Below are 25,570 nucleotides of genomic sequence, written 5' to 3'. Positions count from 1 at the left end.
CGCCCGTGAACCCGGTCGCTGCCATGCGACCGGGATCGCCCCGATACGGAACCCGCTGCCACGGAGACGGTCCCGAGCGACATGAGCAAGCACCTCGTCATCGTAGAGTCGCCCGCCAAGGGCAAGACCATCGAGAAGTATCTCGGCCCGGACTATCAGGTCATGGCCTCCTATGGCCATGTGCGCGACCTGGTCCCCAAGGAAGGCGCGGTGGACCCGGAAAACGGGTTCCGCATGAAGTACGACGTGATCGAGCGCAGCGAGAAGCAGATCGAGGCGATCGCCAAGGCGCTGAAGAAAGCCGACGACCTGATCCTCGCGACTGACCCCGACCGTGAAGGCGAGGCAATCTCCTGGCATCTCTACGAGGTGCTGCGTGACCGCGGCCTGCTGGACGATCGCGGCGTGCATCGGGTCGTGTTCCACGAGATCACCAAGAAGGCGATCCAGCAAGCGATCGAGGAACCGCGCGACCTGGCCAAGCCGCTGATCGATGCCCAGCAGGCGCGCCGCGCGCTGGACTACCTGGTCGGCTTCAACCTCTCCCCGCTGCTGTGGCGCAAGATCAAGCGCGGCCTGTCCGCCGGGCGCGTGCAGAGCCCGGCGCTGCGCATGATCTGCGAGCGCGAGAACGAGATCGAGGCATTTGTCCCGCGCGAATACTGGACCCTGGATGCGAAGGCCGAGCGCCAGGGCCAGCCGTTCACCGCACGCCTGACGCACCTGGACGGCAACAAGCTGGACCAGTTCGACCTGAACAGCGCCGACCTCGCGCACGATGCCCAGAAGCGTCTGACCGAGGCCGCGAATGGCGAGCTGCGCGTCGCCAAGGTCGAGAAAAAGCAGCGCCGCCGTAACCCGGCCGCGCCGTTCACCACCTCGACCCTGCAGCAGGAGGCCTCGCGCAAGCTGGGCTTTACCGCATCGCGCACCATGCGCACCGCCCAGCAACTATATGAAGGCATCGATCTGGGCTCCGGAGCGATCGGTCTGATCACCTACATGCGTACTGACTCGGTGGCCCTGGCCGGCGAGGCGATCGGCGAGATTCGCGGCCTGATAGAGGAGCGCTACGGGGCCAACAACGTCCCCGACAGCCCGCGCCAGTACAAGACCAAGTCGAAGAACGCGCAGGAGGCCCACGAGGCCATCCGCCCGACCTCTGTGCGCCGTCTGCCGAACGAGGTCCGCGCTCGCCTGAGCAGCGACCAGGCCCGGCTATACGACCTGATCTGGAAGCGCACCGTCGCCTGCCAGATGATCCACGCGACCTTCGACACCGTGGCCGCCGACCTGGTCCCGGGCGACAGCCAGCACCAGTTCCGTGCCACCGGCTCCACCCTGGTCGACCCCGGCTTCATCGCCGTCTACCAGGAGGGCCGCGACGACGCGCAGGATGACGACGAGGACAAGCGCCTGCCGGAGATGGCCGAGGGCGACACGGTCCAACTCGACGAGGTCACCGCCGACCAGCACTTCACCGAGCCGCCACCGCGCTACACCGAGGCCAGCCTGGTGAAGACGCTGGAGGAATACGGCATCGGCCGTCCGTCCACTTACGCCAGCATCATCTCCACGCTGCAGTCGCGCGAATACGTGGAGATGGACGGCAAGCGCTTCATCCCGACCGATACCGGCCGGATCGTGAACAGCTTCCTGACCCAGCACTTCGACCGCTACGTGGACTACGACTTCACCGCGAAGCTGGAAGATGAGCTGGACGCGATTTCGCGCGGCGAGAAGGACTGGGTCCCGGTGCTGGAGGATTTCTGGGGCGACTTCCGCGACCGGGTGAAGGAGAAGGAAGAGAACGTCACCCGCGCCGAGGCCGTGCAGTCACGCGAGTTGGGCCCCGATCCGCAGAGCGGGCGCCCGGTCAGCGTGCGCCTGGGCCGTTTCGGACCGATCGTGCAGATTGGCACCAAGGACGACGAGGAGAAGCCGCGCTTCGCCGGCCTGCTGCCCGGGCAGAAGATGGACAAGATCACTCTCGACGAGGCGCTGGAGCTGTTCAAGCTGCCGCGCGACCTCGGCGAGACGCCCGAGGGCGAGCCGGTGATGGTGAACATCGGCCGCTTCGGGCCGTACGTGAAGTACGGCTCCAAGTACGCCTCCCTCGGCCCGGATGACGACGTCTGGACCATCGAGCTGCCACGCGCGCTGGAGATCGTCGCCGAGAAGAAGCAAAAGGACGCCGAGCGCTTCATCAAGAGCTTCGACGAGGAAGGCATCCAGGTGCTGAACGGGCGCTACGGGCCCTACGTCACCGATGGCAACAAGAACGCCAAGATCCCGAAAGAGACCGACCCCAAGTCCCTGACGCTTGCGCAGTGCCAGGAGCTGATCGCCGCCGCCCCGGAACGCAAGGGCCGCGGCCGCAAGGGGGCGTCCAAGTCGACCGCCAAGTCTTCCGGGAAGACCGCATCCAAATCGTCGACCGCGAAGAAGACGTCCACGAAAAAGGCGGCCACCACCAAGAAGGCCGCCAGCAAGACGGGCACGAAAAAGACCGCCGTCAAGAAGAGCACCTCGAAGAAGGCCCCGGCGAAAAAGGCCACGACCGCCAAGTCCGGTGGCGCGAAATCCGACAGCGGTGACAACGCCGGCGACAGCCGCCTGAGTGCCCAGCCCTCCGGCGACCGTGGATCCGAATAACGCCCCGTTGCTGTCCCCCGAGATCGAACCCGTCGCACAGTGCGTGTGCGATGGCGGCGTGATCGCCTACCCCACCGAGGCGGTCTTTGGTCTCGGCTGCCGCCCGGACAACCCCCGGGCGATCGATCGCATCCTCGAGATCAAGGGTCGCCCGGCCGCCAAGGGGCTGATCGTAATCACCGACCGGCTGGAGCGCCTCGCGCCCTGGCTGGCGCCGCTGCCGGCCGAGCACCGCGCCGAGATCGATGCCAGCTGGCCGGGGCCGACCACCTGGCTGCTGCCCGTCACCGATGCCTGCCCGCCGCTACTGCGCGGTGAACACGACAGCCTCGCGGTACGCGTCACCGCCCATCCGGGGACGCGCGCGCTGTGCGCGGCCGCCGAAAGCGCGCTGGTCTCCACCAGCGCCAACCGCGCGGGCGCGGAGCCCTGCCGCAGCTGGGATTGCGTTGCCTCACAACTCGGGGCCGGCATCGATGCGATCCTGCAGGCAGAATGTGGCGGGCGCACCGCACCCAGCGCGATCCGCGACGCCCGCACCGGGGCCTGGCTCCGGGGCGCGCCGGAACCCGACACCCATACCGACAACTGATCAACCGGGACGCAGCATGAGCCAGGACAACGTCTCCATCGACCGCGTGATCGACTACCTGCAGGGCCTGCAGGAACGCATCTGCCAGGGCCTCGAGGGGCTGGACGGCCAGGCCCGCTTCGAGGAGGACGCCTGGGAACGCCCGGCCGGCGGCGGCGGCCGCACCCGCGTGCTGCGCGAGGGGCGGGTCTTCGAGCAGGCCGGGGTCAACTTCTCCCATGTGATGGGCGACAACCTCCCGGCCTCGGCCACCGCGCACCGCCCGGAGATGGCCGGGCGCTCGTTCCAGGCCACCGGCGTGTCGCTGGTGATCCACCCGCACAACCCGTATGTGCCGACCTCGCACGCGAACGTGCGCTTCTTCATCGCGGAGAAACCCGGCGAGGCGCCGATCTGGTGGTTCGGCGGCGGCTTCGACCTGACCCCCTACTACGGTTTCGACGAGGACTGTATCCACTGGCACCGCACGGCCGAGGCTGCCTGTCGCCCGTTCGGCGAGCACCTCTACCCGGCGCACAAGAAGTGGTGCGACGAGTACTTCCACCTCAAGCACCGCGACGAGCCGCGCGGCGTCGGCGGGCTGTTCTTCGACGACTTCAGCGAGGGCGGCTTCGAACACGCCTTCGGTTACATGCAGAGCGTCGGAAATGCCTACCTGGATGCCTATGGTCCGATCGTCGAGCGTCGCCATGCGACCGAGTACGGCGAGCGGGAGCGCCAGTTCCAGCTCTACCGGCGCGGGCGCTATGTCGAGTTCAACCTGGTCTACGACCGAGGTACCCTGTTCGGCCTGCAGTCGGGCGGGCGCACCGAGTCGATCCTGATGTCGCTGCCGCCGCTGGTGCGCTGGGAATACAACTACCAGCCGGAGGCCGGAACGCCCGAGGCCGCCCTGTACGAGCGCTATTTGAAACCGCGCGACTGGCTGGCCGAGGCCGCTGGCTGACTACGCCAACAAGGATGACCCGCATGACCGCACCGATCGCCCCCTATCCCGCCGGCCGCCCGCGCCGCATGCGTCGCGACGCCTTCTCCCGCCGCCTGATGCGCGAGCACCATCTGCGCGCGGACGACCTGATCCTGCCGATATTCGTCACCGAAGGAGAGGGGGTGCGCGAGGCGGTGCCGTCGATGCCCGGCGTGGACCGCGTCACCATTGACCTGCTGCTGGAGGAGGCGGCCTCGGCCGTGCGCCTCGGCATCCCGGCACTGGCCCTGTTCCCGGTCGTCCCGGGCGAAAAGAAGAGCCTGGATGCCGCCGAGGCCTGGAACCCCGAGGGCCTGGCCCAGCGCGCGGTACGCGCACTGAAGCAGGCCCACCCCGAGCTCGGCGTGATCACCGACGTCGCCCTGGACCCGTTCACCACCCACGGCCAGGACGGCATCATCGACGACGACGGCTTTGTTGTGAACGACATCACCGTCGAGGCCCTGGTGAAGCAGGCGCTGTCGCATGCCGCGGCCGGCGCCGACGTGGTCGCCCCCTCCGACATGATGGACGGACGCATCGGCGCGATCCGCACCGCGCTGGAGGACGGCGGGCACGTGCACACGCGCATCCTCGCCTACTCCGCCAAGTACGCCTCGGCCTTCTACGGGCCGTTCCGCGACGCGGTGGGCTCGGCCGGCAATCTGGGCAAGGGCGGCAAGGAGACCTACCAGATGGACCCGGCCAACGGCGACGAGGCCCTGCACGAGGTCGCGCTCGACCTGGCCGAGGGCGCCGACATGGTGATGGTCAAGCCGGGCATGCCGTATCTGGATGTGGTCCGCCGCATCCGCGACGAGTTCCAGCGCCCGACCTTCGTCTATCACGTCTCCGGCGAGTACGCGATGCTCAAGGCCGCCGCCGAACGCGGCTGGCTGGACGAGCGCGCCTGCGTGCTGGAGGCCCTGACCGGCATGAAGCGCGCCGGGGCCGACGGCATCCTCACCTACTACGCCCGCACCGTGGCCGAATGGCTGGCGGAGGACGCGGCCCGATGAGCGAGCCGCGCCCCGATCGTTATGGCGTGGTCGGCAACCCGATCCGCCATTCGCTGTCGCCGCGCATCCATGCCCTGTTCGCCGAACAAACCGGGCAGCACCTGACCTACGAGGCCCTGCTGGGCACCCCGGGTCAGTTCGCCGAGGAGGTCTGGGCGTGGTTCTCCTCCGGGTTCCGGGGCCTGAACGTGACCGTCCCGTTCAAGGAAGAGGCCTTCGCCCTGGCCCGGGTACTGACCGATCGCGCCCGGCGGGCCGGTGCGGTCAATACCCTCTGGCGCGACGACGAGCGCCAGCTCCACGGCGACAACACCGACGGCATTGGTTTCTGCCGCGATCTCGACCGCCTGGGTGGCGAGGTGCCCGGCCGGCGCATCCTGATCCTCGGGGCCGGCGGCGCAACTCGCGGGCTGCTGCAGCCCCTGCTGGAGCGCCATCCCGCGGAATTGGTGATCGCCAACCGCACCGCGGCGCGGGCCGAGGCGCTGGCCGAGGACTTCGCCGACCTGGCGATCGAGACCGAACTCTCCGCCTGCGGCCTCGACACCCTGCCCGCCGATCCGTTCGATCTGGTCATCAACGCCACCGCCGCCGGCCTGTCCGACGCGGGCCTGAACCTGCCCGCGACACTGGTGCACCCGGATAGCCTGGCCTACGACCTGGTCTACGGCCCGGGTGCAGCCCGATTCCTCGACTGGGCCCAGGCTGCCGGCTGCCGGCAGACGGCGGACGGCTTGGGCATGCTGGTCGAGCAGGCCGCCGAGGCCTTCGCGATTTGGCGCGGCATCCACCCCGACACCACCCCGGTATTGCGCCAACTGCGTCACGAAAACGACGCGGCCTGACGCCCGGTTCACCTTCCGTTCAAGCAACGGCGCAATCCTGTCCCCGAGCGCGCCCATGGGCGCAGACTGAAACCCGGGAGTTCCTTCCCGGCTGGGGGGCAAGCATGATCTCGCGCATTGGTGTTCTGTTACTGGTCGGTTTTCTGACCTTCGCCATCGGCTGTACGACTACGGATCCCTATACCGGCGAGGAGCGCGTATCGCGCACTGCGATCGGAGCCGGCGTGGGCGCCGCGGCAGGCGCCGTGGTCGGCAGCATCACCAGCCGCCGCAACCGCACGCAGCGCGCGATGATCGGGGCGGGCATTGGGGCGTTGGCCGGCGGCGCGATCGGCAACTACATGGACCGCCAGGAGGCCGAGCTGCGCGAGCAGCTTCAGGGGACGGGCGTCAGCGTGACCCGCGACGGCGACAACATCATCCTCAACATGCCAGGGCATATCACCTTCGATGTCGATCGCACCGACATCAAGCCGGAGTTCGAGGACGTGCTGGACTCGGTGGCGCTGGTCCTGGCCGAATACGACCAGACCGGGATCGAGGTCGCCGGCCATACCGACATCACCGGACGCGTCGAGTACAACATGGACCTGTCCGAACGCCGTGCACAAAGTGTCGGGCGCGCCCTGATCCGGCGCGGGGTCCAGTCGGTGCGAGTCGACACCATCGGCTTCGGCCCGCATCAGCCCGTCGCAACCAACGAGACCGCCGAGGGCCGCGCGATGAACCGGCGCGTCGAACTGACCCTGTTCCCGCTGACCGCGGACTGAGCGCAGCCTACCAGCGGGGTCGCGCCGGGGATTGTCCGGCCCGCCCCCTTCCGCATCCATCCGGCGCGCCGGGCTGGTAAGCTTGGCCGCCATGGACGCACGTGCACGCCTGTGGGAACTGGCCCGACTGGTCCGCCTGGACCGACCTGTCGGCATCTATCTGCTGCTGTGGCCGACCCTGTGGGCGCTCTGGATCGCGGCCGAGGGCTGGCCGCCGGGTTCGCTGATCTTCATCTTCGCGGCCGGCGTCGTGCTGATGCGCTCGGCCGGCTGTGCGATCAACGACTACGCGGACCGCGACTTCGACGCCCATGTCGCCCGCACGCGCGACCGCCCGCTGGCACTGGGCACCATCACCCCGAACGAGGCCCTGGCAACCTTCGCCGTGCTGGCGCTGACCGCCTTTGTGCTGGTGCTGTTCACCAACCTGCTGACCATTCTCTATTCCCTGGTCGCGGTGGTGCTGGCCGCCACCTACCCCTTCGCCAAGCGCTTTCACCACTTTCCGCAGGTGCACCTGGGCGCGGCCTTCGCCTGGGCCGTGCCCATGGCCTTTACCGCGGTCACCGGGGATCACCCGCCGCCGCTCGCCTGGCTGCTGTACGTGACCGTGCTCGCCTGGACCGTGGTGTATGACACCTTCTACGGGATGGTGGACCGAGAAGACGACCTGAAGATCGGGGTGAAGTCCACCGCCATCGCGTTCGGCGAGATGGACCGTCTGATCACCGCGGGGCTCCAGGTGCTCGTCTGGCTGGGGCTGTACCTGATCGGCCAGCATGCCGGGCTCGGCGGCTACTACACGGCGGGGCTGGTGATCGTGGCGATGCTGATGTTCTACCAGCAGTTCCTGATCGCCGAACGCGAGCCGACCGACTGCCTGCGGGCATTCAAGAACAACCATTATCTCGGTGCCGTGGTCCTGCTCGCGATGATCGCAGACCATCATCTGGGGGGCTAACTCGGTTACGCGCGGGCAAGCGCCAGACCCTCGACCGATGCCGCTCCCGCCGCCCGCAGCGCACGGGCCAGCGCATCCAGGGTCGCCCCGGTCGTGACCACATCGTCCACCAGCAGCACCCGCTCGCCCGCCAGTTCCGCCTTCACGGCAAATGCATCGCGCAGGTTCCGGCGCCGCTGTGGACCGCTCAGCGTCTGCTGCGAAGGCGTGGCCCGTACGCGGCGAACGCATGCGGTATCCAGCGGGAGCCCCAGGACCTCGGCGACGCACCGCGCCAGCGGCTCGCACTGATTGAACCCGCGCTCGCGCAGGCGCGAGGGGTGCAATGGAACGGGCACCACGCGGGTAGGCAACGGTGTCGGCACATCCCGGCGTTCGCGGGCTGCCTGTGCGGCCAGGTCCACGAGGATCCGTTCAGCGCGGGCGTGGCCGCTGCGCTTGTAGGCCAGCAGCACCCGATCCAGCGGCCAGGCATAGGCCCATGGCGCCCGCAGGGCGTCTACTGCCAGCGGGCGGCGCTGACAGGCGGGGCAGGCCACTGTCGCCGGCAGGGGCGCCGCGCAACCCGGGCATGGGACCTCCACCCGCACCAGGTCCTCGCGGCAGGCAGGACAGATGGCCCCGCCCTCCGGCAACGGGACCAGACACAAGCCACAGTGGTCGGGGTACAGCGCCCGGGCCGCCCAGGCGCTCAGCGCACGCAGCGCGCCCGATCGCTCTCCAGTTTGCCCCGGCGTGGCTGAAGGGGAATGAGCCATGATGGTATGCTTCCGCTTTTGCTTTCAGGGTAGTCCATGGCGACCAAGACCGTCTCCGCACGCAGTTCGCGGCGCGCCGCCGCGATGTTCGACGTCGGCAATCTGATTAGCGTGTCGATTGCCGGCATCCCGCTGTTTGTGGTCAGCAGCGAGGGGGTCGGAGTCGGCTTCATCATTGCCGCGATCATGGGCATCGTGCCGCTGGTGCTGTGGTTTGGCGCCTCCATGCTGGTCTACGCCCTGAACAAGCACCACCCCGATCCGCGCGTGGGCCATTTCACGCAGTGGGCGGCCTATCGCTACTACGCGCTGATGGGCCTGCTGATCGGGGTTGCCACCTTCTTCCCGCCGGATCTGGCCTACTACCGCGCCTACTGGGCCGTGGCCGCCGCCATCCTGCTGCCGTGGACGGTCTACGCCCTGTACCGCATCTACCGCGAACCCTGGGCCGATGTCGCCATCCCGGCGGAAGCCGACAAGGAGCCACACTCATGAGCGAGCCCCGCCACGACTGGAACACCGACGAGGTCGAGGCCCTGCTCGACCTGCCGCTGAACGACCTGATCTTTCGCGCGCAGACGGTGCACCGTGAACACTTCGACCCGAACGCGGTGCAGGTGAGCACGCTGCTGTCGATCAAGACCGGGGCCTGCCCGGAGGACTGCGCCTACTGCCCGCAGAGCGCGCACCACGACGTGGAACTGGAGCGCGAGCGCCTGCTGCCGCTGGAGGAAGTGCTCGAGGCCGCGCGCAACGCCCGCGCCCAGGGCGCGACCCGCTTCTGCATGGGGGCCGCCTGGCGCAACCCCACCGACAAGAACCTGGAACGCGTGATCGAGATGGTGCGCGCGGTCAAGGACGAGGGGCTGGAGACCTGCATGACCCTCGGCATGCTGAAGGCCGAGCAGGCGAAACGCCTGTCCGAGGCGGGGCTGGACTACTACAACCACAACCTCGACACCTCGCCGGAGTTCTACGGGAACATCATCTCCACGCGCACCTACGAGGACCGCCTGGAGACCCTGGAGCACGTGCGCGAGGCCGGCATGAACGTCTGCTGTGGCGGCATCCTCGGCATGGGCGAATCGCGGCGCGACCGCGCGCGCCTGCTGCAGCAGATGGCCAACCTGCCGAAGCACCCGGAATCGGTCCCGATCAACCAGCTGATCCAGGTCGAGGGCACGCCGCTGCACGGGATCGAGGACCTCGACCCGCTGGAGTTCGTGCGCACCATCGCCGCGACCCGCATCCTGATGCCGGCCTCCTACGTGCGCCTGTCCGCCGGGCGCACCGAGATGTCCGACGAGATGCAGGCCCTGTGCTTCCTGGCCGGCGCCAACTCGCTGTTCTACGGCGACACCCTGCTGACCACACCAAACCCCGGCGAGAACCACGACCTCGCGCTGTTCGAACGCCTGGGCCTGCGCCCGGAGACCGGACCAGAGGCCTCTGCGGAATCGGATCGGCCCGCCTCCGCATCGGCCTGAGCCAGACGAGCGGAGGGCACAACAGTGGGCGGCGGATTCCCCGATCATTTTTCCGCCGTGGCGGGGGACTATGCCCGCCACCGTCCGGACTACCCCGCCGAGCTGTTTGACTGGCTGGCCGCGCACACCCCGCGCCACGAACGGGCCTGGGACTGCGCCAGCGGCAACGGCCAGGCCGCGCAGGGCCTGCAGCCGCACTTCCCGCAGGTCGTGGCGACGGATGCCGCCCCGGCCCTGCTGGCCGCCCTGCCGGCGACCACCGGCATCGACCGCATCGCCTGCGCCGCCGAGGCCTGCGCGCTGGCCGACGCCTCGATAGATCTCGCCTGTGTCGCCCAGGCCGCGCACTGGTTCCGCCACACCGAGTTCCATGACGAGGTCGCGCGCGTCCTGCGCCCGGGCGGCCTGCTGGCGATCTGGGGCTACGGCATCCTGCGCGCCGAGGACCCGGCGCTGGATCGCCTGCTGACCGACTTCCACGACACCACCCTGGCGCCCTGGTGGCCGGAGGAGCGCAGCCACATCCGCAGCCACTACCGCGACCTGCCCTTCCCCTGGCCGGAGATCGAGACGCCCGAGTTCCGTATCGACCGCGAGTGGGACCGCGACACCCTGCTCGGCTATCTCGGCACCTGGTCCGCCATCCGCCGCGCACAGGCCGCCGGCCAGGATCCGCTGGCCGCACTGGAGCCAGCCCTGCACGCACTGTGGCCGAACGCGGACATCACCGCCCGCGTGCACTGGCCGATCTTCCTGCGTGCCGGGCTGCGGCCGTGAGTGAGCGACTCACCATGAGCCATTCACCATGAGCGAGTCGCTGCAGGCCTTCCTGCAGGCCCGTCTCGACCGCGTGCGCACGGACGGTCGCTGGCGCCGGCTGCGCACGCTGGGTGGGCCGCAGCAACCGGAGCAGGTCATCGACGGCCAGCCGGTTGTTGCCTTCTGCTCCAACGACTACCTGGGTCTGGCGGCGGATCCGGCCGTCGCCGCCGCCGCCCGCGAGGCCCTCGACCGCTACGGGGTCGGGGCCGGGGCCGCCCATCTGATCAACGGCCACACCCGCGCCCATATGGAACTGGAACAGGCGCTGGCGCGCTTCACCGGGCGCGAGCGCGCACTGCTGTTCTCCACCGGCTACATGGCTAACCTGGCGCTGGTACAGACGCTGGCCGGCCGCCGAGACACGGTGTTCGAGGACCGCTGGAACCATGCCTCGCTAATCGACGCCGTGCGCCTGGCCGGCGCGCGCAGCCAGCGCTATCGCCATGCCGATCCCGGGCATCTGCGCGAACGTCTGGAGCAGGCCCCCGATCGTGGTCACCGTCTGATCGTGACCGACGGGGTGTTCTCCATGGACGGCGACATCGCCCCGCTGCCGGAACTGGCCTCGCTGGCACGCGAGTTCGATGCCTGGCTGATGGTGGATGATGCCCACGGCCTGTCGGTGCTGGGCACGACCGGCGGCGGCAGCTGCCAGCACCACGGCCTCGGCGCGGACGACGTCCCGATCCTGATGGGCACGCTGGGCAAGGGCTTCGGCACCGCCGGGGCCTTCGTCGCCGGCTCCGAGGCCCTGATCGAGGCCTTGATCCAGACCGCGCGCCCCTACATCTACACCACCGCGATGCCTGCCGCCCTGGCCGCCGCCACGCTGACCTCCGTGCGCATCGCCGAGGCCGCCGAGGATCGCCGTGCGCACCTGCAGGACCTGCTGCAGCGACTGGGAGCGGGCCTGGACCGGCTCGGCCTGCAGCACCCTCCACCCCTGACCCCGATCCAGCCGGTCCACATCGGCGACGCCCGCCGCGCCAGTGCCGTGGCCGAGAGGCTGCTGGCCGCCGGCTTCCTGGTGCCGGCTATCCGTCCACCGACGGTCCCCGAGGGCCAGGCGCGGCTGCGCATCACACTATCCGCGGCCCATACCGAGGCCCAGGTCGATGCCCTGCTCCGCGCGCTGGAACAGGCCCTCGAGCAGGCGACTCCGTGAACCAGTCCGCAGCCCGGCATTGACGCCCTTCACGTTTCCAACGACCGCCATTCCCCGTTAAAGAACCGTTCAGCAACCCCGCGCGAGTCTGGAGCCGAGCACGGTCGAAAGGAGACGGACCATGGCACGGAAACGCAACCATTCCCGACGCGGTGTACCCACTCATCTGAAGGCGCTGGCGGCTGCGATGCTGTTCGGCTTCGCCGCCGACACACTGGCCTCCCCGCCGCCCTGGGCACCGGCCCACGGCTGGCGCGCGCAGAACGACCCGGGGTATGCCGGCTACCACGGCTACAGTTACGACCGCTGGGAGCACGACTACGGCGTGATGGACGGGCGCTGCAACCGCGACGCGATCGGCGCGGCGATTGGCGGCGGTGCCGGCGCGGTCATCGGCCATCGCGTCGGTGACGGCGATCCGGTGGCCATCCTGATCGGGGCGGCCGGCGGCGCGGTCCTGGGCGGCATGATCGGACGGCAGATGGACCGCAATGACCAGGCCTGCATGGGGCACGCCCTGGAACTGGCCGAGCCCGGACAGCCCGTGCACTGGGACAACGCCCATGGTCAGCCAGTGCACATGACGCCGGGGCGCGTTCGCGATAACGGCTGCCGGGACTTCGAGATGACGATCGACGGCGAGCGCCATACCGGCATGGCCTGTCCGGACGAACCAGGCCACTGGGAGATCCGCGGGTAAGCGCGCCGTCGCCCCAAGTGCCCCGGGGGCCTTGAACGCCCCCGGGCACCATCGCCTATCCTGCAGGGCCAACCTGCCCTGACCCGGCCGGCTACAGCCTCTGTCCGGTCACCCCAGGGCCGCAAAGCACGGAATGGCTCACTCCATGGCCCGGACCCTGCCCGTCAATAAGTCCCCGTCCACACCGGAACGCGTGATCGTTCTGGACGTGCTGCGCGGGGTCGCGATCCTCGGCATCCTGGTGATGAACATCCAGTCCTTCGGGCGCATCTCGAGCGAATACATGAATCCAATGGCACTGGGCCCCCTCCCGCTGGGAGACTGGGTCACCTGGATCGTGGTCCACGTGCTGGCGGACGAGAAATTCATCAGCATGCTGACCCTGCTGTTTGGTGCCGGGATCGTGCTGATGGCCTCGGGCTCGCGCCATCCGGCCGACACCTTCGAACAGCGCTTTCGCCGCCGCATGGGCTGGCTGTTCCTGATCGGGCTGGCACACGGGCTGATCCTGTGGCCCGGCGACATCCTCGCGGCCTATGCGGTGTGCGGGCTGGTGGCCATGCACTTTCGCGACCACCCGCCGATGACGCTGCTGGGCCTCGGGGTCGCGCTGATCGGCGGGCTGACCGCGCTCTGGCTCGTGCTGAGCGCGATCCTGATCTTCCTTGTTCCCGAGCACTGGCTGCAGACGCTCAACGAGCGCTACTGGCAGCCCGGCGCCGATGTCGTCAGCGACGAGCTCAACCGGATGTCCCTGCACTGGCTGGCGGCGACCGGCGAGCGGGCGACCGGGGCACTGACCGCGCAGCTGTGGATGTTCTTCTCCGAGCGCCTGTGGCAGATGCTCGCGATGATGTTCATCGGCATGGCCCTGCTGCGGCTCGGCTTCCTTCACGGGAGCTGGTCGCTGGCCGGCTATCGGCGCGTCGTGCTGCTCGGACTGGGCATCGGCATCCCTCTGGTACTGGCGGGGTTGTGGTTCAACACGGCCGTGGATTGGGATCTGCGCTACTCGATGTTCCTGGGCCGTATCGCGAATCTGTGGGGCAGTGTCGCGATCGCCCTGGCCTGGGTCGCCCTGGTGATCCTGCTGGCCCACCCCGACGGGCGTCGGCGGATCCTGCCAGGCGTCATCCGCGCCCTCGAGGCGGTCGGGCGGCTCGCGCTGACCAACTACATCGGCCAGTCGATCCTCGCCGCGATGATCTTCTACGGGATCGGGCTCGGCCTGTTCTCGCAGTTCGGGCATCTCGAGCTGCTCGGCATCGTGCTGGCGATCTGGGCCGTGCAGATCACCTTCTCCCTGCTCTGGCAGCGCTACGTCGGGACCGGGCCGATCGAGACCCTGTGGCGGCGCCTGGCGCGCTAGCCAGGGTCTATAGCAACCCCCGTTCGGCCATCGATATCGGGGTGTCGGCGATCACCACGTGATCGAGGATCCGCACATCCACCAGCCCGAGGGCCTCGGTCAAGCGCCGGGTGATCGCGATATCCGAGCGCGAGGGCTCGGCCACCCCGGACGGGTGGTTGTGGGCCAGGATCACCGCGGCCGCATTGTGGCGCAGCACGCGCCGCACCACCTCGCGGGGGTGCACGGCGGCGCCGTCAATCGTGCCGCGGAACAGCTCCTCGAACGCGATCACCCGGTGGCGGTTGTCCAGGAACAGGACCGCAAAGACCTCGAAGGGATAGTCACGCAGGCGGGCTGCGAGGAACTGACGGGTGGCGGTCGGCGAAGTCAACGCATCGCCACGGTCCAGATCGGCGGCCAGGTGCCGCCGCCCCATCTCGAGCACCGCCTGCAGCTGGGCATATTTGGCATCCCCCAGCCCCGGCGCCGCGCAGAACCCCGCCTGATCGGCCTGCAGCAGGGGCCGCAGCCCGCCGAAACGGTTAAGCAAATCGCGGGCGACATCGACCGCGCTCTTGCCGGCCACGCCGGTGCGCAGAAAGATCGCCAGCAGTTCCGCATCCGAAAGCGCGGCCGCGCCCCGCTCGATCAGCTTCTCCCGCGGACGCTCGGCCGCGGGCCAGTCGGTAATCGCCATCCCCACCTCCCTGTGGTTCGGTCGTTTGGTTTTTTCGGTCCAGGCTGTCTCGGTCATCCCGACCGTAGCGAAGAACCGTAGGATGCGTTGAGCAAAGCGAAACGCATCGATTCGGACACCAATGACAACCTTGATGCGTTTCGCTGCCGCTCAACGCATCCTACGACCCTGGTGGTAGCCGTTGGTCAGTCCTCGAAGCGGGAGATGTCGCGCACCGCACCGAACGCGGCGGAGGTCGTCATCAGGGCGTAGGCGCGCAGGGCCTGGGTGACCGGGCGTTCGCGCGACTCGGGCTTCCAGGCCTTCGCGCCACGGGCCTCCATGGCCTCGCGCCGGGCCGCCAGGGTGGCGTCGTCCACGTCGATGCGGATCTCGCGCCCGGGGATGTCGATCACGATGGTGTCGCCCTCCTCGATCAGGCCGATGGAGCCGCCCTGCGCGGCCTCCGGCGAGACGTGGCCGATGGACAGCCCGGAGGTGCCGCCGGAGAAGCGCCCGTCGGTGATCAACGCGCATTCCTTGCCCAGCCCCTTGGACTTCAGATACGAGGTCGGGTAGAGCATCTCCTGCATGCCGGGGCCGCCCTTCGGGCCCTCGTAGCGGATGATCACGACGTCACCCGCCTGGATGCGGTCGCCGAGGATCGCCTCGACGGCCGCGTCCTGGCTCTCGAATACCCGCGCGGGACCCGAGAATTTCAGGATGCTCTCGTCGACGCCTGCGGTCTTCACGATGCAGCCGTCGGGGGCCATGTTGCCGTAGAGCACGGCCAGGCCGCCGTCCTGCGAGTAGGCGTGTTCGATGTCGCGGATGCAGCCGTTCTCGCGGTCGATGTCGAGGCTGTCCCAGGTCTTGTCCTGGCTGAACGCGACCTGCGTGGGCACGCCGCCCGGCGCGGCCTTGTACAGGGTCTCGGAGGCAGCGGCGTGGCGCATCACGTCCCACTGCTCCAGCGCCTGACCCATGGTGTCGGCGTGGACCGTCGGGACGTCGCGATGAATCAGCCCGCCACGATCCAGCTCGGCAAGGATGCCGACCACGCCACCGGCGCGGTGCACGTCCTCCATGTGGTAGAGCTGAGTGGCCGGGGCCACCTTGCACAGGTTCGGGACCTTGCGCGACAGGCGGTCGATGTCGGCCATGGTGAAGTCGACCTCGCCCTCGCGCGCGGCCGCCAGCAGGTGCAGCACGGTGTTGGTGGAGCCGCCCATCGCGATGTCCAGGCTCATCGCGTTCTCGAAGGCCTCGAAGGTGGCGATCGAACGCGGCAGCACGGATTCGTCATCCTGCTCGTAATAGCGCTTCGCAAGCTCGACCACGCGTCGACCGGCCTGTTCGAACAGCGACTTGCGCCCGGCGTGGGTGGCCAGCAGCGAGCCGTTGCCCGGCAGCGAAAGGCCCAGGGCCTCGGTCAGGCAGTTCATCGAGTTGGCGGTGAACATGCCGGAGCAGGAACCACAGGTTGGGCAGGCGGAGCGCTCGATGGCCTCCACCTCCTCGTCGCTGGCGCTGGAGTCGGCGGCCTTGACCATCGCATCCACCAGGTCGAGGTGGATCACGTTGTCACTGCCCGGGACCTTCACCTTGCCGGCCTCCATCGGGCCGCCAGAAACGAACACCACCGGGATGTTCAGGCGCATCGCGGCCATCAGCATCCCCGGGGTGATCTTGTCGCAGTTCGAGATGCACACCAGCGCATCCGCACAGTGGGCATTGACCATGTACTCGACCGAATCGGCGATGATCTCGCGCGAGGGCAGCGAATAAAGCATCCCGCCGTGGCCCATCGCGATGCCGTCATCCACCGCGATGGTGTTGAACTCCTTGGCCACGCCTCCGGCCTTTTCCACCTCACCGGCAACCAGCTGGCCCAGATCCTTCAGGTGCACGTGCCCGGGCACGAACTGGGTGAAGGAATTGGCAATGGCGATGATCGGCTTGCCGAAGTCGCCATCCTTCATGCCTGTGGCGCGCCACAGGGCGCGGGCGCCGGCCATGTTGCGGCCGTGGGTGGTGGTGCGAGAACGGTAGACGGGCATGATCGGGTCTCGTGAACGTTTATGCAGAAGCGGAATCGTACATAATGACTCGTACAAACCCCAGTATCCCGAGGTCCAGGCAATGAAAATCGAGGTCGAGAACATCAAGTGCGGCGGCTGTGCCAGCTCCATCCGCAAGGGCCTGATGCAGGTCGAAGGCGTCACTGAAGCCAAGGTGGACGTGGAAGGCGGCGCCGTGGAGGTCCAGGCCCCGGACAGCGCCCGCGAGGCGGTCGCCGCGAAGCTGGCCAGCATGGGCTACCCCGAGGTGGGCTCGGTCTCCGGTCTGCGCTCCGCCAGCGCCAAGGCCAAGTCCTTCGCCAGCTGCGCCGTGGGGCGCATGAGCGGCGACTAGCCGGCAACAGGCGAGATGCGCTCATTCCCGCGTATCGCGCCCGCCCTCGTGGCGGGCGCAGCTTTGCTGGGGGTCCTGCTGCTGTGGGGCGCGACCCAGGCCGATTCCGGCCTGCCCGTCGCCGAACTCAAGGTCGGCGAGCGCACGCTGACCATCGAGATCGCCGCCGACGAGCCGGCCCGCCGCCAGGGCCTGATGTACCGCGAGGAACTGGCCGACGACCGCGGGATGCTGTTCGTCTGGGACCGCCCGGCACGTTACGCGATGTGGATGCGCAACACCTACATCCCGCTGGACGTCGCGTTCATTGATACCGACTACCGCATCACCAACATCGAGACCATGGAGCCGCAGACCACCACCCTGCACGAAGCCGAGCGCGACGTGCTCTATGCGCTGGAGGTCAACGCGGGCTGGTTCGCGGAAAACGATGTCAGCGCCGGCGACCGGATCGACGATCTCCCGCGCGCACTGGGCAAGAAATAGCTCAAATCTCACACTGATGCGCCCACCGCGTGCTTTCCCTACACTGTCCGACAAGCCCATCCGCGCGCGGACACGCCCGTGAACCCTCCCGCCACCGCCAGTGCCACGCCCGGCGCACCCAGTGAAACCCGGGCCGCCCCGCACCCCTCGGAACTCGACTGGTTCCGCGGGGCGGTGCCGTATATCGCCGCGCACCGGGGCCGGACCATGGTCATCGCGCTGGCCGGCGAGGCCGCGCTGGCACCGGAATTCCCGGAGCTGATGCGCGATATCGCCAAGCTGCACGCCCTCGGTGTGCGCGTAGTGCTGGTCTATGGCGTACGCCCCCAGATCGAGGCCCGGCTGGCCGAGCGCGGCCTGACGCCGCAGTACGCAGAGGGCCTGCGGGTCACCGACGCGCCGGCACTGGAGGCAGTCCTGGATGCAGTCGGCCGACTGCGCCTGCAGATCGAGGGGCTGCTTTCGCGCAGTCTGGGCCAGCCGGGCACCGGCAATGCGCGGCTGCGCGTGGCCAGCGGCAATTTCGTCACCGCGCGCCCCCTTGGGGTACGTGGCGGCGTGGACTTTCACTACACCGGCGAGGTACGCGGGGTCGATACCGAGGCCCTGCGCAACCTGCTGGACCGGGAACAGGTGGCGCTGGTTTCGCCGCTGGGGTACTCACCCACCGGCGAGGTGTTCAATCTCTCCGGCGAGGACGTGGCGACCCAGGTCGCGATCGCACTGAACGCGGACAAGCTGATCTTCCTGACCGAGGCGGGGGTCCTGCGCGATCCGCAACACGGGGTCCTGGGCCAGCTGACCGCGCCCGCCGCGGAACGGCTCCTGGCGGAATCGGACGATCTGCCGGAAGAACTGGCCAATCACCTCAAGAGCGCGATCGATGTGTGCCGCCAGCGCGAGATGCGCGTCCACCTGGTGGATCGCCATGACGATGGCGGGCTGCTGATCGAGTTGTTCACCCGCCAGGGGATCGGCACCCTGGTCTCGCGCGAACCGCTGGAGCGGCTGCGTCAGGCGACGATCGACGATGTCGGCGGTATCCATGCCCTGCTGCAGCCGCTGGAGGCCGAGGGCATCCTGGTCCATCGCGCGCGCGAACATCTGGAACTGGAGATCGAGCGCTTCCAGGTGCTGGATGCCGACGGACTGATCATCGGCACCGCCGCGCTGTATCCGTTTGGCGAAGAGGCCGCGGAGATCGCCTGCCTGGCCCTGCACGCCGACTATCGCGGCAGCGGCCGGGGCGACCGCCTGCTGGCGGCCATGGAGTCGCTGGCGCGGGAACAGGGCGCACGACAGCTGTTCGTACTGACGACCCGCACCGCGCAGTGGTTTCAGGAGCGCGGCTACACGACCGGCCAGGTCGATGATCTGCCGCCCGAGCGGCGCGCGCACTACAACCAGGCGCGCAACTCCCGTGTCTACACGAAACGGCTCCAGCCCTGACCTCTGCTGCCTGCCGCAACAGCGCCGTCAGCGCCGGCGGTGGGTGACCTCCTCGTTCGAACCCCCCTCGGTCTCGGGCCGGCGATTGATCGGATAGCTGTCGGCGGGCCCGACGAAGGGCTGGATCAGCATGCGATCGAGCCGCTCCCAGGCGGGATCACGGAACTGGTTGAGCCCGATGGTCATCCCGTCATGCCCATCCTGCGGCTGCGCGCGGTAGGTCCCCATGATCCGGTCCCAGAGCGAGAGATTGAATCCAAAGTTGGAGTTGGTCTCGTGCGGATACCAGGAGTGGTGGACGCGGTGAAAGTCCGGCGTGACGACGAACCAGCGCAGCACCCGGTCCACCGCCGCCGGCATGCGCACATTGGAGTGGTTGAACAGGGCCAGCGAACTGAGGATCACTTCGAAGATCAGCACCGCCAGGGCCGGGGCGCCGATTGCGACCACCACCATGGCCTTGATGCCGAACGACAGCAGGATCTCCAGCGGGTGGAAGCGCAGGCCAGTGGTCAAGTCGAAGTCGAGATCCGCGTGGTGCATGCGATGCAGCCGCCACAGCGACGGGATGGCATGAAACATCACATGCTGCGCCCAGATAGCGAAATCGAGGACCACGACCGCAATCAGCACGACCAGCCAGAAGGGCAGATCCAGCACCTGTAGCAGCCCCCAGCCCTGGGCCTCGACAAACAGCCCCAGACCCACCAGCCCCGCCGGAAACAGGAACCGGGTCAGCAGCGTGCCGGTAATCACCACACCCCAGTTGTTCGACCAGCGATAGGCCTTGCCCACCGACAGGGGACGCCGCGGCCCCAGGATCTCCCAGGTCGCCATGATCGCCAGAACGGACAACAGGATGCCGATTCGAACAATCGGCTCCTGCGTCAGAAACCAGTCCGCCATGCGTCTTCCAAGCTGCGGGCGCAACTGCGCCCCTGTCTACTGACCGAAACGCGCCTCGTTGCGTTCATGGGCCTCCTGGGCCGCCACGCTCAGGGTCGCGATCGGACGGGCCTCCAGGCGAGCGATCCCGATCGGCTCCCCCGTCTCCTCACAGTAGCCGTATTCACCCAGATCAATACGCGCCAGGGCCGCATCGATCTTGTTCAGCAGCTTGCGGTAGCGATCGCGCGTGCGCAGCTCCAGCCCGGCGTCGGCCTCGTGGGTCGCGCGGTCGTTAGGGTCCGGTTCCTGCCAGCTCTCGGTGCGCAGGTGCTCGAGCGTCTGCTCGGACTCCTCGATCAGTTCCGCACGCCAGGCCTCAAGCTTGGCGCGAAAGTAGTCCAGCTGACGCGGATTCATGTAGGGTTCGTCCTCGGACGGACGATACCCGGACTCCAGGATGGATTCGGCTTCTTGGCTCATATCGGCCCCTCGCCGGACCGTCTTCCGACACCATGTCGGAACGGACCCGGCACGACGACAGGTACACCCGATCCAGTATAGGGCACTTCCCCGCGCGGACGGCAAACGCCGCGCAACAATCGCCGGACTTCATGGGAACCCATGCACACCATGAGAACCACGCAGCGCCTGATCCAGATCAGTGATACCCACCTGGGCCGCGACCCCGGACCAATCCGGGCCGGTTATCCGGATAGCGACACCCAGCTGGAACGAATCCTCGACGCCCTGCCTCGGGAGCCGGCGGCGGATGTCCTGCTGCTGAGCGGCGATCTGGCCGAGGACCCGGAACCCGCCACCTACATGCGGCTGACAGAACTGCTGCGCGCGCGACACGAACCGATGCTGGCGCTCGCCGGCAACCACGACGATTCGCAGACCCTGCGCGCGACCCTGGAGTCCGGGACCTGCCAGGTCCATGGCGAGAGGATGCTGGGGCCCTGGAAGCTGATCGGCCTGGATTCCAGCACCCCCGGCGAGGCGGCCGGGTGTCTGGACGCGTCAGAGTGCGAGCGCCTGGAACGAAGCCTGTCGGCCGATCCGGACCGCCCCACCATCGTCGCCCTGCACCATCCACCCGTGGCCATCGGCAGTGCCTGGATGGATCGGCTGGGGCTGCTCGATCCGGACGCGCTGTTCACGGTGCTCGACCGCCATCCGCAGGTGCGCGCCTGCCTGTTCGGGCACATCCACCAGGACTTCCGGACCCGGCGGGGTGCGATCGAGCTACTAGGCTGCCCTTCGACCTGCGTGCAGTTCATGCCGGGCTCCGAAGCGTTCGCCTTGGATGCGGCCCTGGAAGCCGGCTACCGCATCCTGGATCTGCACCCGGATGGGCGATTCGATACACAGGTGGTCCGCGTACCGGGGACCCGTATGGCCATGGAACCCTCGGCATGAATACGCCAGACGCTCGCACCCAGGCCCTGCAGCGGTGGCTGGAAACCCTGGCCGGGGATTTCGATGATCTGCGGCTGCTGCGTGCGGATGCGAGCTTTCGCCGCTATTTCCGCGCACGGCGGGACGGGGTATCGGTCGTGATCATGGACGCCCCGCCCGAACGCGAGGCGACCTGGCCCTTCGTGCGGATTGCGCGGCTGCTGGAGAACCTAGGGCTGCGGCCGCCCCGAGTACTCGAACACGACGCCGACTGGGGCTTTGTGCTGCTGGAGGACCTGGGGGACCGCACCTTCACCCGGGCCCTGGCCGAAGGAGCGGACGAATGGTCGCTGTACCAGCGCGCCCTGGATACGCTGGCCACGCTGCATCGGCGCTGGCCCGAGCAAGGCCGCGCTGATCACATTCCCCCCTATGACCGCGAGCGCCTGCTGGCAGAGACGGCCCTGTACGCGGACTGGTACTGGCCTCGATTGAGCGGGCAGGTCATGCCGGAGGCCATGCGTGCGGAGTTCGACAGTGCCTGGCACCAGGTGCTGGATGCCCTGCCGCGTCTCCCGGACACGCTGGTGCTGCGCGATTTCCACGTCGACAACCTGATGCTGCCTCCCGGCGACGAGCAGGCCTGCGCGCTGCTGGACTTTCAGGATGCGGTGGTCGGCAGCCCCGCCTATGACGTGGTGTCGCTGCTGGAAGATGCGCGCCGCGAGGTCTCGGCCGACACGGTCGCCCGCGGGCTCGAACACTATCTGGCGAACGCGGACATCCCCCGCGCGTCATTCATGGCGCACTATCACGTGCTGGGCGTGCAGCGCACGGTGAAGATCCTGGGCATTTTCGTGCGCCTGGCCGAACGCGACGGCAAGCCCCGCTATCTTGAGCACCTGCCGCGCCTGCATCGGTTGTTGGAGCAGGGCCTGCGCCACCGCGAACTGGGACCGGTCGCCCGCTGGTTCGCCGCCCACACGGACAGGGAGCACGCCTGATGCGCGCGATGATCCTGGCCGCCGGCCGCGGCGAGCGCATGCGGCCGCTGACCGACCATTGCCCGAAGCCACTGCTACCGGTCGCCGGGCGCCCGCTGATCACCTACACCCTGGAGCGCCTGGTCGGGGCCGGCTACCGCACGGTGGTAATCAACACCGCACACCTGGGCGCACAGATCCGCGAGGCGCTGGGGGCCGAGTACGCAGGCACGCGACTGTTGTACTCCGAGGAACCGGAAGGGGCACTGGAAACCGCGGGGGGCATCCGCCAGGCCCTGCCCCTGCTGGGCGACGCGCCGTTTCTGGTGGTCAATGGCGACGTCTGGTGCGAGCACCCGCTCCACCCTCCCGCCGAACCACCGCTCGCGGAAAGCGGCCGGCTCGCGCACCTGGTGCTGGTAGACAACCCGCCGCACCACCCGCAGGGCGATTTTCGGCTGTCCGGCGGGCGGGTCTCACTCGATACGGGCACGCCACTGACCTTCAGCGGCATCGGCTGGTATCACCCCGCGCTGTTCGCCGACCTGCCCGAAGGGCGCCGCCCACTGGGGCCCCTGTTGCGCGAGGCCATCGACAGTGGTCGGGTGAGCGGAGAGCACTACCAGGGGGACTGGCGCGACATCGGCACCCCCGAGCGCCTCGCGGCACTGGAGACGGACATCGACCGGCGCCGCGGTTACGGCTTGATATAGGTGTAGCCCGCGCGCTGCAGCCGGGTCAGTTCGCCGATACCCGAGGGCACGCGGTCCTCGGGCTGGGCATCATGCAGATCGTCCAGCTCGATCCCCCGCTTGTCCAGGGTGTTGCCACAGACCAGGAACCGCACGTCCTGCATCTTCAGGGTATCCACGGTACTGCGAAGGTCAGGGTCACCCTTGGCGTGCTGCAGCAGACTGACCCCGCCACCGTGCATCACGACCTTGATCTCCAGGCGATCCACGCCACTCCCGTCGATATGATTCTGCAGGTTGCGCAGGGCGTTGAGGTGCAGCGCCGGGTCATCGGCATTGATGTGGTACACCACCTGCAGCGTGTCGTCGGCCTCGGCGACCTCGCCGCCGTCTCGCTCGAACGAGAACAGGGCCCAGGTGCCCCCCAGCGACAGGACGAAAAGCGCCCCGGCCAGGAACCAGCCGGGGCGCGCGGGAAACGAGAATGGCTTCATCGCCGGGCCAGGGCCTCGGGTCTACCCGTGGTATCCAGGTTCATACCTTGATGTAGATCCAGCCTTCGGCCTGGCGGCGTGCGGCCTCGGCCACGCCGGAATCGATCCGTTCGGCCTGCGGGAGGATGTCCACCGTGCCGCCCTCCTCGCGCGCCAGACGATCAAGGGTCTGCGCGCAGGCCGTGAACCTCAGACTTGCATATTCCTGGCTAAGCGCCGCGACACGCTCGGGATACGGGGCCCGGTCCGTGCGCAGGAAGTCCATCGCGTTGTTGTGCACCACGACCTGCACGTTCAACTCGCGACCATCGGCCGCCGCGTCGCGGTACATCGCCTCGATGTCGTCCAGCAGCTCGGCCATGGATTTCGGGTCGGCCTCGTTGATATGCAGCAGGATCTGGTCGGTCTCGCTTGCCGCGACGACCTGCGGCGCGGAACCGCTGGCCTGATCACCACCGGCAATCAGCGCCGTCTCGCCGGCATCACCACCGATCCATGCAGTCGGTTCGCCGCTCGCGAGAAATCCGGCATCGCGCGTAATCTCGTAACCTGCCAGGGACCCCAGCACCAGCGCCACGACCCCGGCCGCCATCGACGGGAACCAGTGGGTGCGTGAGGATCGGGTGATCCGGCAGTGCCCGGCACCAGACTGGGCCGTTGGCAGGTCCTGATAGGCCATACCCACCAGCTCCTTGAGCTGGTGCATGTCGCAGACCTCGCGGCTCAGGCGTTCGCTGGAGGAGATCAGCTTCAGCGTGTTGAGACGATCCTCGGGCGAAAATTCGCCATCGACGAACGCATTGAGAATCTCCTCGCTGGGGCGATCCTGCGCATTGAGACGGTGTTCAGCCATGCCGATTCCTCACTACCTGAAGATGGGGTCCACCGGCCGCTTGCCCCTGGTCGGCCTGCTGTTCCAACAGCACCTTTTTCAGTTGCGCCCGAGCCCGGCTCAGACGGCTCATTACGGTCCCGATCGGCACATCCAGCACCTCCGAGACCTCCGAGTATGCGAACCCCTCCAGGTCCACGAGCGACACCACCTGCCGGTGATCCGCGCTCAACTGCGCCATCGCGCGGTGGACATCCGACACCATCCGGTTGCGTTCGGTCTGCATCTCCGGACAGTCCTCGCAGGGCAGCTCCATGCTGTCCACGTCCACCGTATCCTTCTGCCGCCGCCCCCAGTCCCGGTAGCAGTTGGTCATGATGCGGAACACCCAGGCCTTCAGGGCGCTCTCGTCCTGCAGCGATTTCAGCCGGGTCAGGGCCTTCATCATCGCTTCCTGCACCAGGTCATCGGCCAGGGCGGCGTCGTGACACCAGGCAAAGGCCATGCGGTACATCTGCGGTCGAAGGTCACAGACCTTCTGACGCAGCCGCCTCTGTGCGAACCAGGTCGCCATGTTGTATTTCCTCCATCCGCAGGGCCGTACGTGCGGCCTTGCTTGTTCTTGTACCTTGTAGGACGCTACCCAACGCAGCGCTATTCCGGTCCAGACCGTTCTCTTTGTGGCCTGTGTCCCGAATCCCCCAGCCTCAGGATACCCAATGCCCTTCGATCCGCAACAACTGGAAGCCTCCTTTGCGTTCGACCCCGAGACCACCCGCGACCTGCGCGAGCGCTGGGCGCGCCTGATCACGGACGCCGTCTGGGGGGACCTGAAGACCGGGACGATCGGGGCGGTACCCCGCCTGCGCAAACGCCTGCTGGAGCTGGGCGAGAACCTGCGATCGCTGCTGTCCGACCGCGCCTGGATCCCGCACGAACGCGAACGCGTAAAGGGGGCGATGGCGGCCGCACTCAACCTGCGCGACAGTCTGCAGCAGACCGACCGTGCGGCGAAACTGCTGAACGGCGGCGAGGACTTTGCGGCCTTCGAGGCCGACTACCTGGCCTTTCGCAAGGCGCTGCTGACCTTCCTCGAACAGCACGAACAGGTCTGGGGCGACCTCCTGGAAAGCCTCTACGACGACGCGCCGGACGAGGACTGATC

General features: G+C 68.1%; 28 protein-coding genes. 20 read left to right on the top strand and 8 right to left on the bottom strand.

Annotated features, from left to right (window positions below):
- Positions 1–81: 81 nt before the first annotated feature.
- The 7 genes from F579_RS0110725 (at position 82) to ubiA (ending at position 7,809) form a co-directional block, all read left to right on the top strand.
- Positions 82–2,655 carry a DNA topoisomerase I gene (locus tag F579_RS0110725; protein WP_019023224.1) on the top strand — a complete coding sequence of 858 codons (2,574 nt, stop codon included), beginning with the start codon at positions 82–84 and terminating at the stop codon, positions 2,653–2,655.
- Positions 2,642–3,247 carry an L-threonylcarbamoyladenylate synthase gene (locus F579_RS0110720; RefSeq protein ID WP_026300966.1) on the top strand — a complete coding sequence of 202 codons (606 nt, stop codon included), beginning with the start codon at positions 2,642–2,644 and terminating at the stop codon, positions 3,245–3,247. The genes F579_RS0110725 and F579_RS0110720 overlap by 14 nt, the downstream gene beginning before the upstream one ends.
- Positions 3,248–3,263: 16 nt before the next feature.
- Positions 3,264–4,193: an oxygen-dependent coproporphyrinogen oxidase gene (gene hemF / locus F579_RS0110715; RefSeq protein ID WP_019023226.1), complete on the top strand. Its 930-nt coding sequence runs from the start codon at positions 3,264–3,266 to the stop codon at positions 4,191–4,193.
- 23 nt (positions 4,194–4,216) lie between these two features.
- Entirely contained in the window at positions 4,217–5,233 is a 1,017-nt protein-coding gene (hemB, locus tag F579_RS0110710; RefSeq protein WP_019023227.1) for a porphobilinogen synthase, read from the top strand.
- The gene (gene aroE, locus F579_RS0110705; RefSeq protein WP_019023228.1) at positions 5,230–6,078 is read left to right on the top strand and encodes a shikimate dehydrogenase; all 849 of its coding nucleotides are present in this window, start codon (positions 5,230–5,232) and stop codon (positions 6,076–6,078) included. The genes hemB and aroE overlap by 4 nt, the downstream gene beginning before the upstream one ends.
- 104 nt (positions 6,079–6,182) lie before the next feature.
- Complete coding sequence (locus F579_RS0110700; protein ID WP_019023229.1) at positions 6,183–6,848, top strand: OmpA family protein; 666 nt, start codon at positions 6,183–6,185, stop codon at positions 6,846–6,848.
- A 91-nt stretch (positions 6,849–6,939) separates the two neighbouring features.
- Positions 6,940–7,809, top strand: coding sequence for a 4-hydroxybenzoate octaprenyltransferase (gene ubiA, locus F579_RS0110695; RefSeq protein WP_019023230.1), 870 nt, complete (start codon positions 6,940–6,942; stop codon positions 7,807–7,809).
- A 5-nt stretch (positions 7,810–7,814) separates the two neighbouring features.
- Here the strand turns inward: ubiA and F579_RS15460 are convergent, their stop codons facing one another.
- Positions 7,815–8,567, bottom strand: coding sequence for a ComF family protein (locus tag F579_RS15460; RefSeq protein WP_255349421.1), 753 nt, complete (start codon positions 8,565–8,567; stop codon positions 7,815–7,817).
- A 36-nt stretch (positions 8,568–8,603) separates the two neighbouring features.
- Here F579_RS15460 and F579_RS0110685 point away from each other — a divergent pair, with 36 nt between their 5' ends.
- From F579_RS0110685 to F579_RS0110660, 6 genes are all read left to right on the top strand, one after another.
- The gene (locus F579_RS0110685) at positions 8,604–9,062 is read left to right on the top strand and encodes a hypothetical protein (protein WP_019023232.1); all 459 of its coding nucleotides are present in this window, start codon (positions 8,604–8,606) and stop codon (positions 9,060–9,062) included.
- Entirely contained in the window at positions 9,059–10,054 is a 996-nt protein-coding gene (bioB, locus tag F579_RS0110680; RefSeq protein WP_019023233.1) for a biotin synthase BioB, read from the top strand. Before F579_RS0110685 ends, bioB begins: the two co-directional genes overlap by 4 nt.
- A gap of 24 nt (positions 10,055–10,078) precedes the next feature.
- Complete coding sequence (locus F579_RS0110675) at positions 10,079–10,831, top strand: methyltransferase domain-containing protein (protein ID WP_019023234.1); 753 nt, start codon at positions 10,079–10,081, stop codon at positions 10,829–10,831.
- A 28-nt stretch (positions 10,832–10,859) separates the two neighbouring features.
- Positions 10,860–12,041 carry an 8-amino-7-oxononanoate synthase gene (gene bioF, locus F579_RS0110670; protein WP_019023235.1) on the top strand — a complete coding sequence of 394 codons (1,182 nt, stop codon included), beginning with the start codon at positions 10,860–10,862 and terminating at the stop codon, positions 12,039–12,041.
- Positions 12,042–12,162: 121 nt separating this feature from the next.
- Positions 12,163–12,741 carry a glycine zipper domain-containing protein gene (locus F579_RS0110665; protein WP_019023236.1) on the top strand — a complete coding sequence of 193 codons (579 nt, stop codon included), beginning with the start codon at positions 12,163–12,165 and terminating at the stop codon, positions 12,739–12,741.
- A gap of 145 nt (positions 12,742–12,886) precedes the next feature.
- Positions 12,887–14,110 carry a DUF418 domain-containing protein gene (locus tag F579_RS0110660; RefSeq protein ID WP_019023237.1) on the top strand — a complete coding sequence of 408 codons (1,224 nt, stop codon included), beginning with the start codon at positions 12,887–12,889 and terminating at the stop codon, positions 14,108–14,110.
- 7 nt (positions 14,111–14,117) lie between these two features.
- On the opposite strand, the gene radC is transcribed toward F579_RS0110660, so the two are convergent.
- The gene (radC, locus tag F579_RS0110655) at positions 14,118–14,789 is read right to left on the bottom strand and encodes a DNA repair protein RadC (RefSeq protein ID WP_019023238.1); all 672 of its coding nucleotides are present in this window, start codon (positions 14,787–14,789) and stop codon (positions 14,118–14,120) included.
- 185 nt (positions 14,790–14,974) lie between these two features.
- Positions 14,975–16,828 (bottom strand): dihydroxy-acid dehydratase, encoded by a 1,854-nt coding sequence (ilvD, locus tag F579_RS0110650; RefSeq protein WP_019023239.1) that lies wholly within the window; start codon positions 16,826–16,828, stop codon positions 14,975–14,977.
- 82 nt (positions 16,829–16,910) lie between these two features.
- Here ilvD and F579_RS0110645 point away from each other — a divergent pair, with 82 nt between their 5' ends.
- The 3 genes from F579_RS0110645 to argA all read left to right on the top strand — a co-directional run bounded on the left by F579_RS0110645 (position 16,911) and on the right by argA (position 19,118).
- Positions 16,911–17,183 (top strand): heavy-metal-associated domain-containing protein, encoded by a 273-nt coding sequence (locus F579_RS0110645; RefSeq protein ID WP_017925193.1) that lies wholly within the window; start codon positions 16,911–16,913, stop codon positions 17,181–17,183.
- A 15-nt stretch (positions 17,184–17,198) separates the two neighbouring features.
- The gene (locus F579_RS0110640; RefSeq protein ID WP_019023240.1) at positions 17,199–17,669 is read left to right on the top strand and encodes a DUF192 domain-containing protein; all 471 of its coding nucleotides are present in this window, start codon (positions 17,199–17,201) and stop codon (positions 17,667–17,669) included.
- Between the two features lie 207 nt (positions 17,670–17,876).
- Entirely contained in the window at positions 17,877–19,118 is a 1,242-nt protein-coding gene (gene argA, locus F579_RS0110635; protein ID WP_019023241.1) for an amino-acid N-acetyltransferase, read from the top strand.
- A gap of 27 nt (positions 19,119–19,145) precedes the next feature.
- On the opposite strand, the gene F579_RS0110630 is transcribed toward argA, so the two are convergent.
- Together F579_RS0110630 and dksA are read right to left on the bottom strand one after the other, a co-directional pair.
- The gene (locus F579_RS0110630; RefSeq protein ID WP_019023242.1) at positions 19,146–20,024 is read right to left on the bottom strand and encodes a sterol desaturase family protein; all 879 of its coding nucleotides are present in this window, start codon (positions 20,022–20,024) and stop codon (positions 19,146–19,148) included.
- A gap of 36 nt (positions 20,025–20,060) precedes the next feature.
- A complete protein-coding gene (gene dksA, locus F579_RS0110625) occupies positions 20,061–20,486 on the bottom strand; it encodes an RNA polymerase-binding protein DksA (RefSeq protein WP_019023243.1) in 426 nt (141 codons plus the stop codon).
- Between the two features lie 141 nt (positions 20,487–20,627).
- Here dksA and F579_RS0110620 point away from each other — a divergent pair, with 141 nt between their 5' ends.
- From F579_RS0110620 to murU, 3 genes are read left to right on the top strand one after another with little or no spacing between them, the layout of a single operon-like run.
- Positions 20,628–21,425, top strand: coding sequence for a phosphodiesterase (locus F579_RS0110620; RefSeq protein WP_019023244.1), 798 nt, complete (start codon positions 20,628–20,630; stop codon positions 21,423–21,425).
- The gene (locus F579_RS0110615) at positions 21,422–22,408 is read left to right on the top strand and encodes an aminoglycoside phosphotransferase family protein (RefSeq protein ID WP_019023245.1); all 987 of its coding nucleotides are present in this window, start codon (positions 21,422–21,424) and stop codon (positions 22,406–22,408) included. Before F579_RS0110620 ends, F579_RS0110615 begins: the two co-directional genes overlap by 4 nt.
- Positions 22,408–23,100, top strand: coding sequence for an N-acetylmuramate alpha-1-phosphate uridylyltransferase MurU (gene murU, locus F579_RS0110610; protein ID WP_019023246.1), 693 nt, complete (start codon positions 22,408–22,410; stop codon positions 23,098–23,100). Before F579_RS0110615 ends, murU begins: the two co-directional genes overlap by 1 nt.
- Here murU and F579_RS0110605 read toward each other — a convergent pair.
- Genes F579_RS0110605 through F579_RS0110595 form a run of 3 tightly spaced genes read right to left on the bottom strand, consistent with a single transcriptional unit; the run spans position 23,085 to position 24,979 of the window.
- Positions 23,085–23,573 (bottom strand): DsrE family protein, encoded by a 489-nt coding sequence (locus F579_RS0110605; protein WP_019023247.1) that lies wholly within the window; start codon positions 23,571–23,573, stop codon positions 23,085–23,087. The genes murU and F579_RS0110605 overlap by 16 nt on opposite strands.
- A gap of 40 nt (positions 23,574–23,613) precedes the next feature.
- The gene (locus tag F579_RS0110600) at positions 23,614–24,426 is read right to left on the bottom strand and encodes a hypothetical protein (protein WP_019023248.1); all 813 of its coding nucleotides are present in this window, start codon (positions 24,424–24,426) and stop codon (positions 23,614–23,616) included.
- On the bottom strand, positions 24,419–24,979 hold the full coding sequence (locus tag F579_RS0110595; RefSeq protein ID WP_019023249.1) for an RNA polymerase sigma factor: 561 nt from the start codon (positions 24,977–24,979) through the stop codon (positions 24,419–24,421). The genes F579_RS0110600 and F579_RS0110595 overlap by 8 nt, the downstream gene beginning before the upstream one ends.
- Before the next feature lie 145 nt (positions 24,980–25,124).
- Between F579_RS0110595 and F579_RS0110590 the strand changes: the two genes are divergently transcribed.
- Positions 25,125–25,568 carry a hypothetical protein gene (locus tag F579_RS0110590; protein WP_019023250.1) on the top strand — a complete coding sequence of 148 codons (444 nt, stop codon included), beginning with the start codon at positions 25,125–25,127 and terminating at the stop codon, positions 25,566–25,568.
- Positions 25,569–25,570: the final 2 nt, after the last annotated feature.

The organism is Thioalkalivibrio sp. ALJ21, assembly GCF_000378605.1.
GTDB lineage: Bacteria > Pseudomonadota > Gammaproteobacteria > Ectothiorhodospirales > Ectothiorhodospiraceae > Thioalkalivibrio.
Note: the sequence above shows the minus strand (reverse complement) of the source record. Positions and strands in the feature narration are given on the sequence as shown.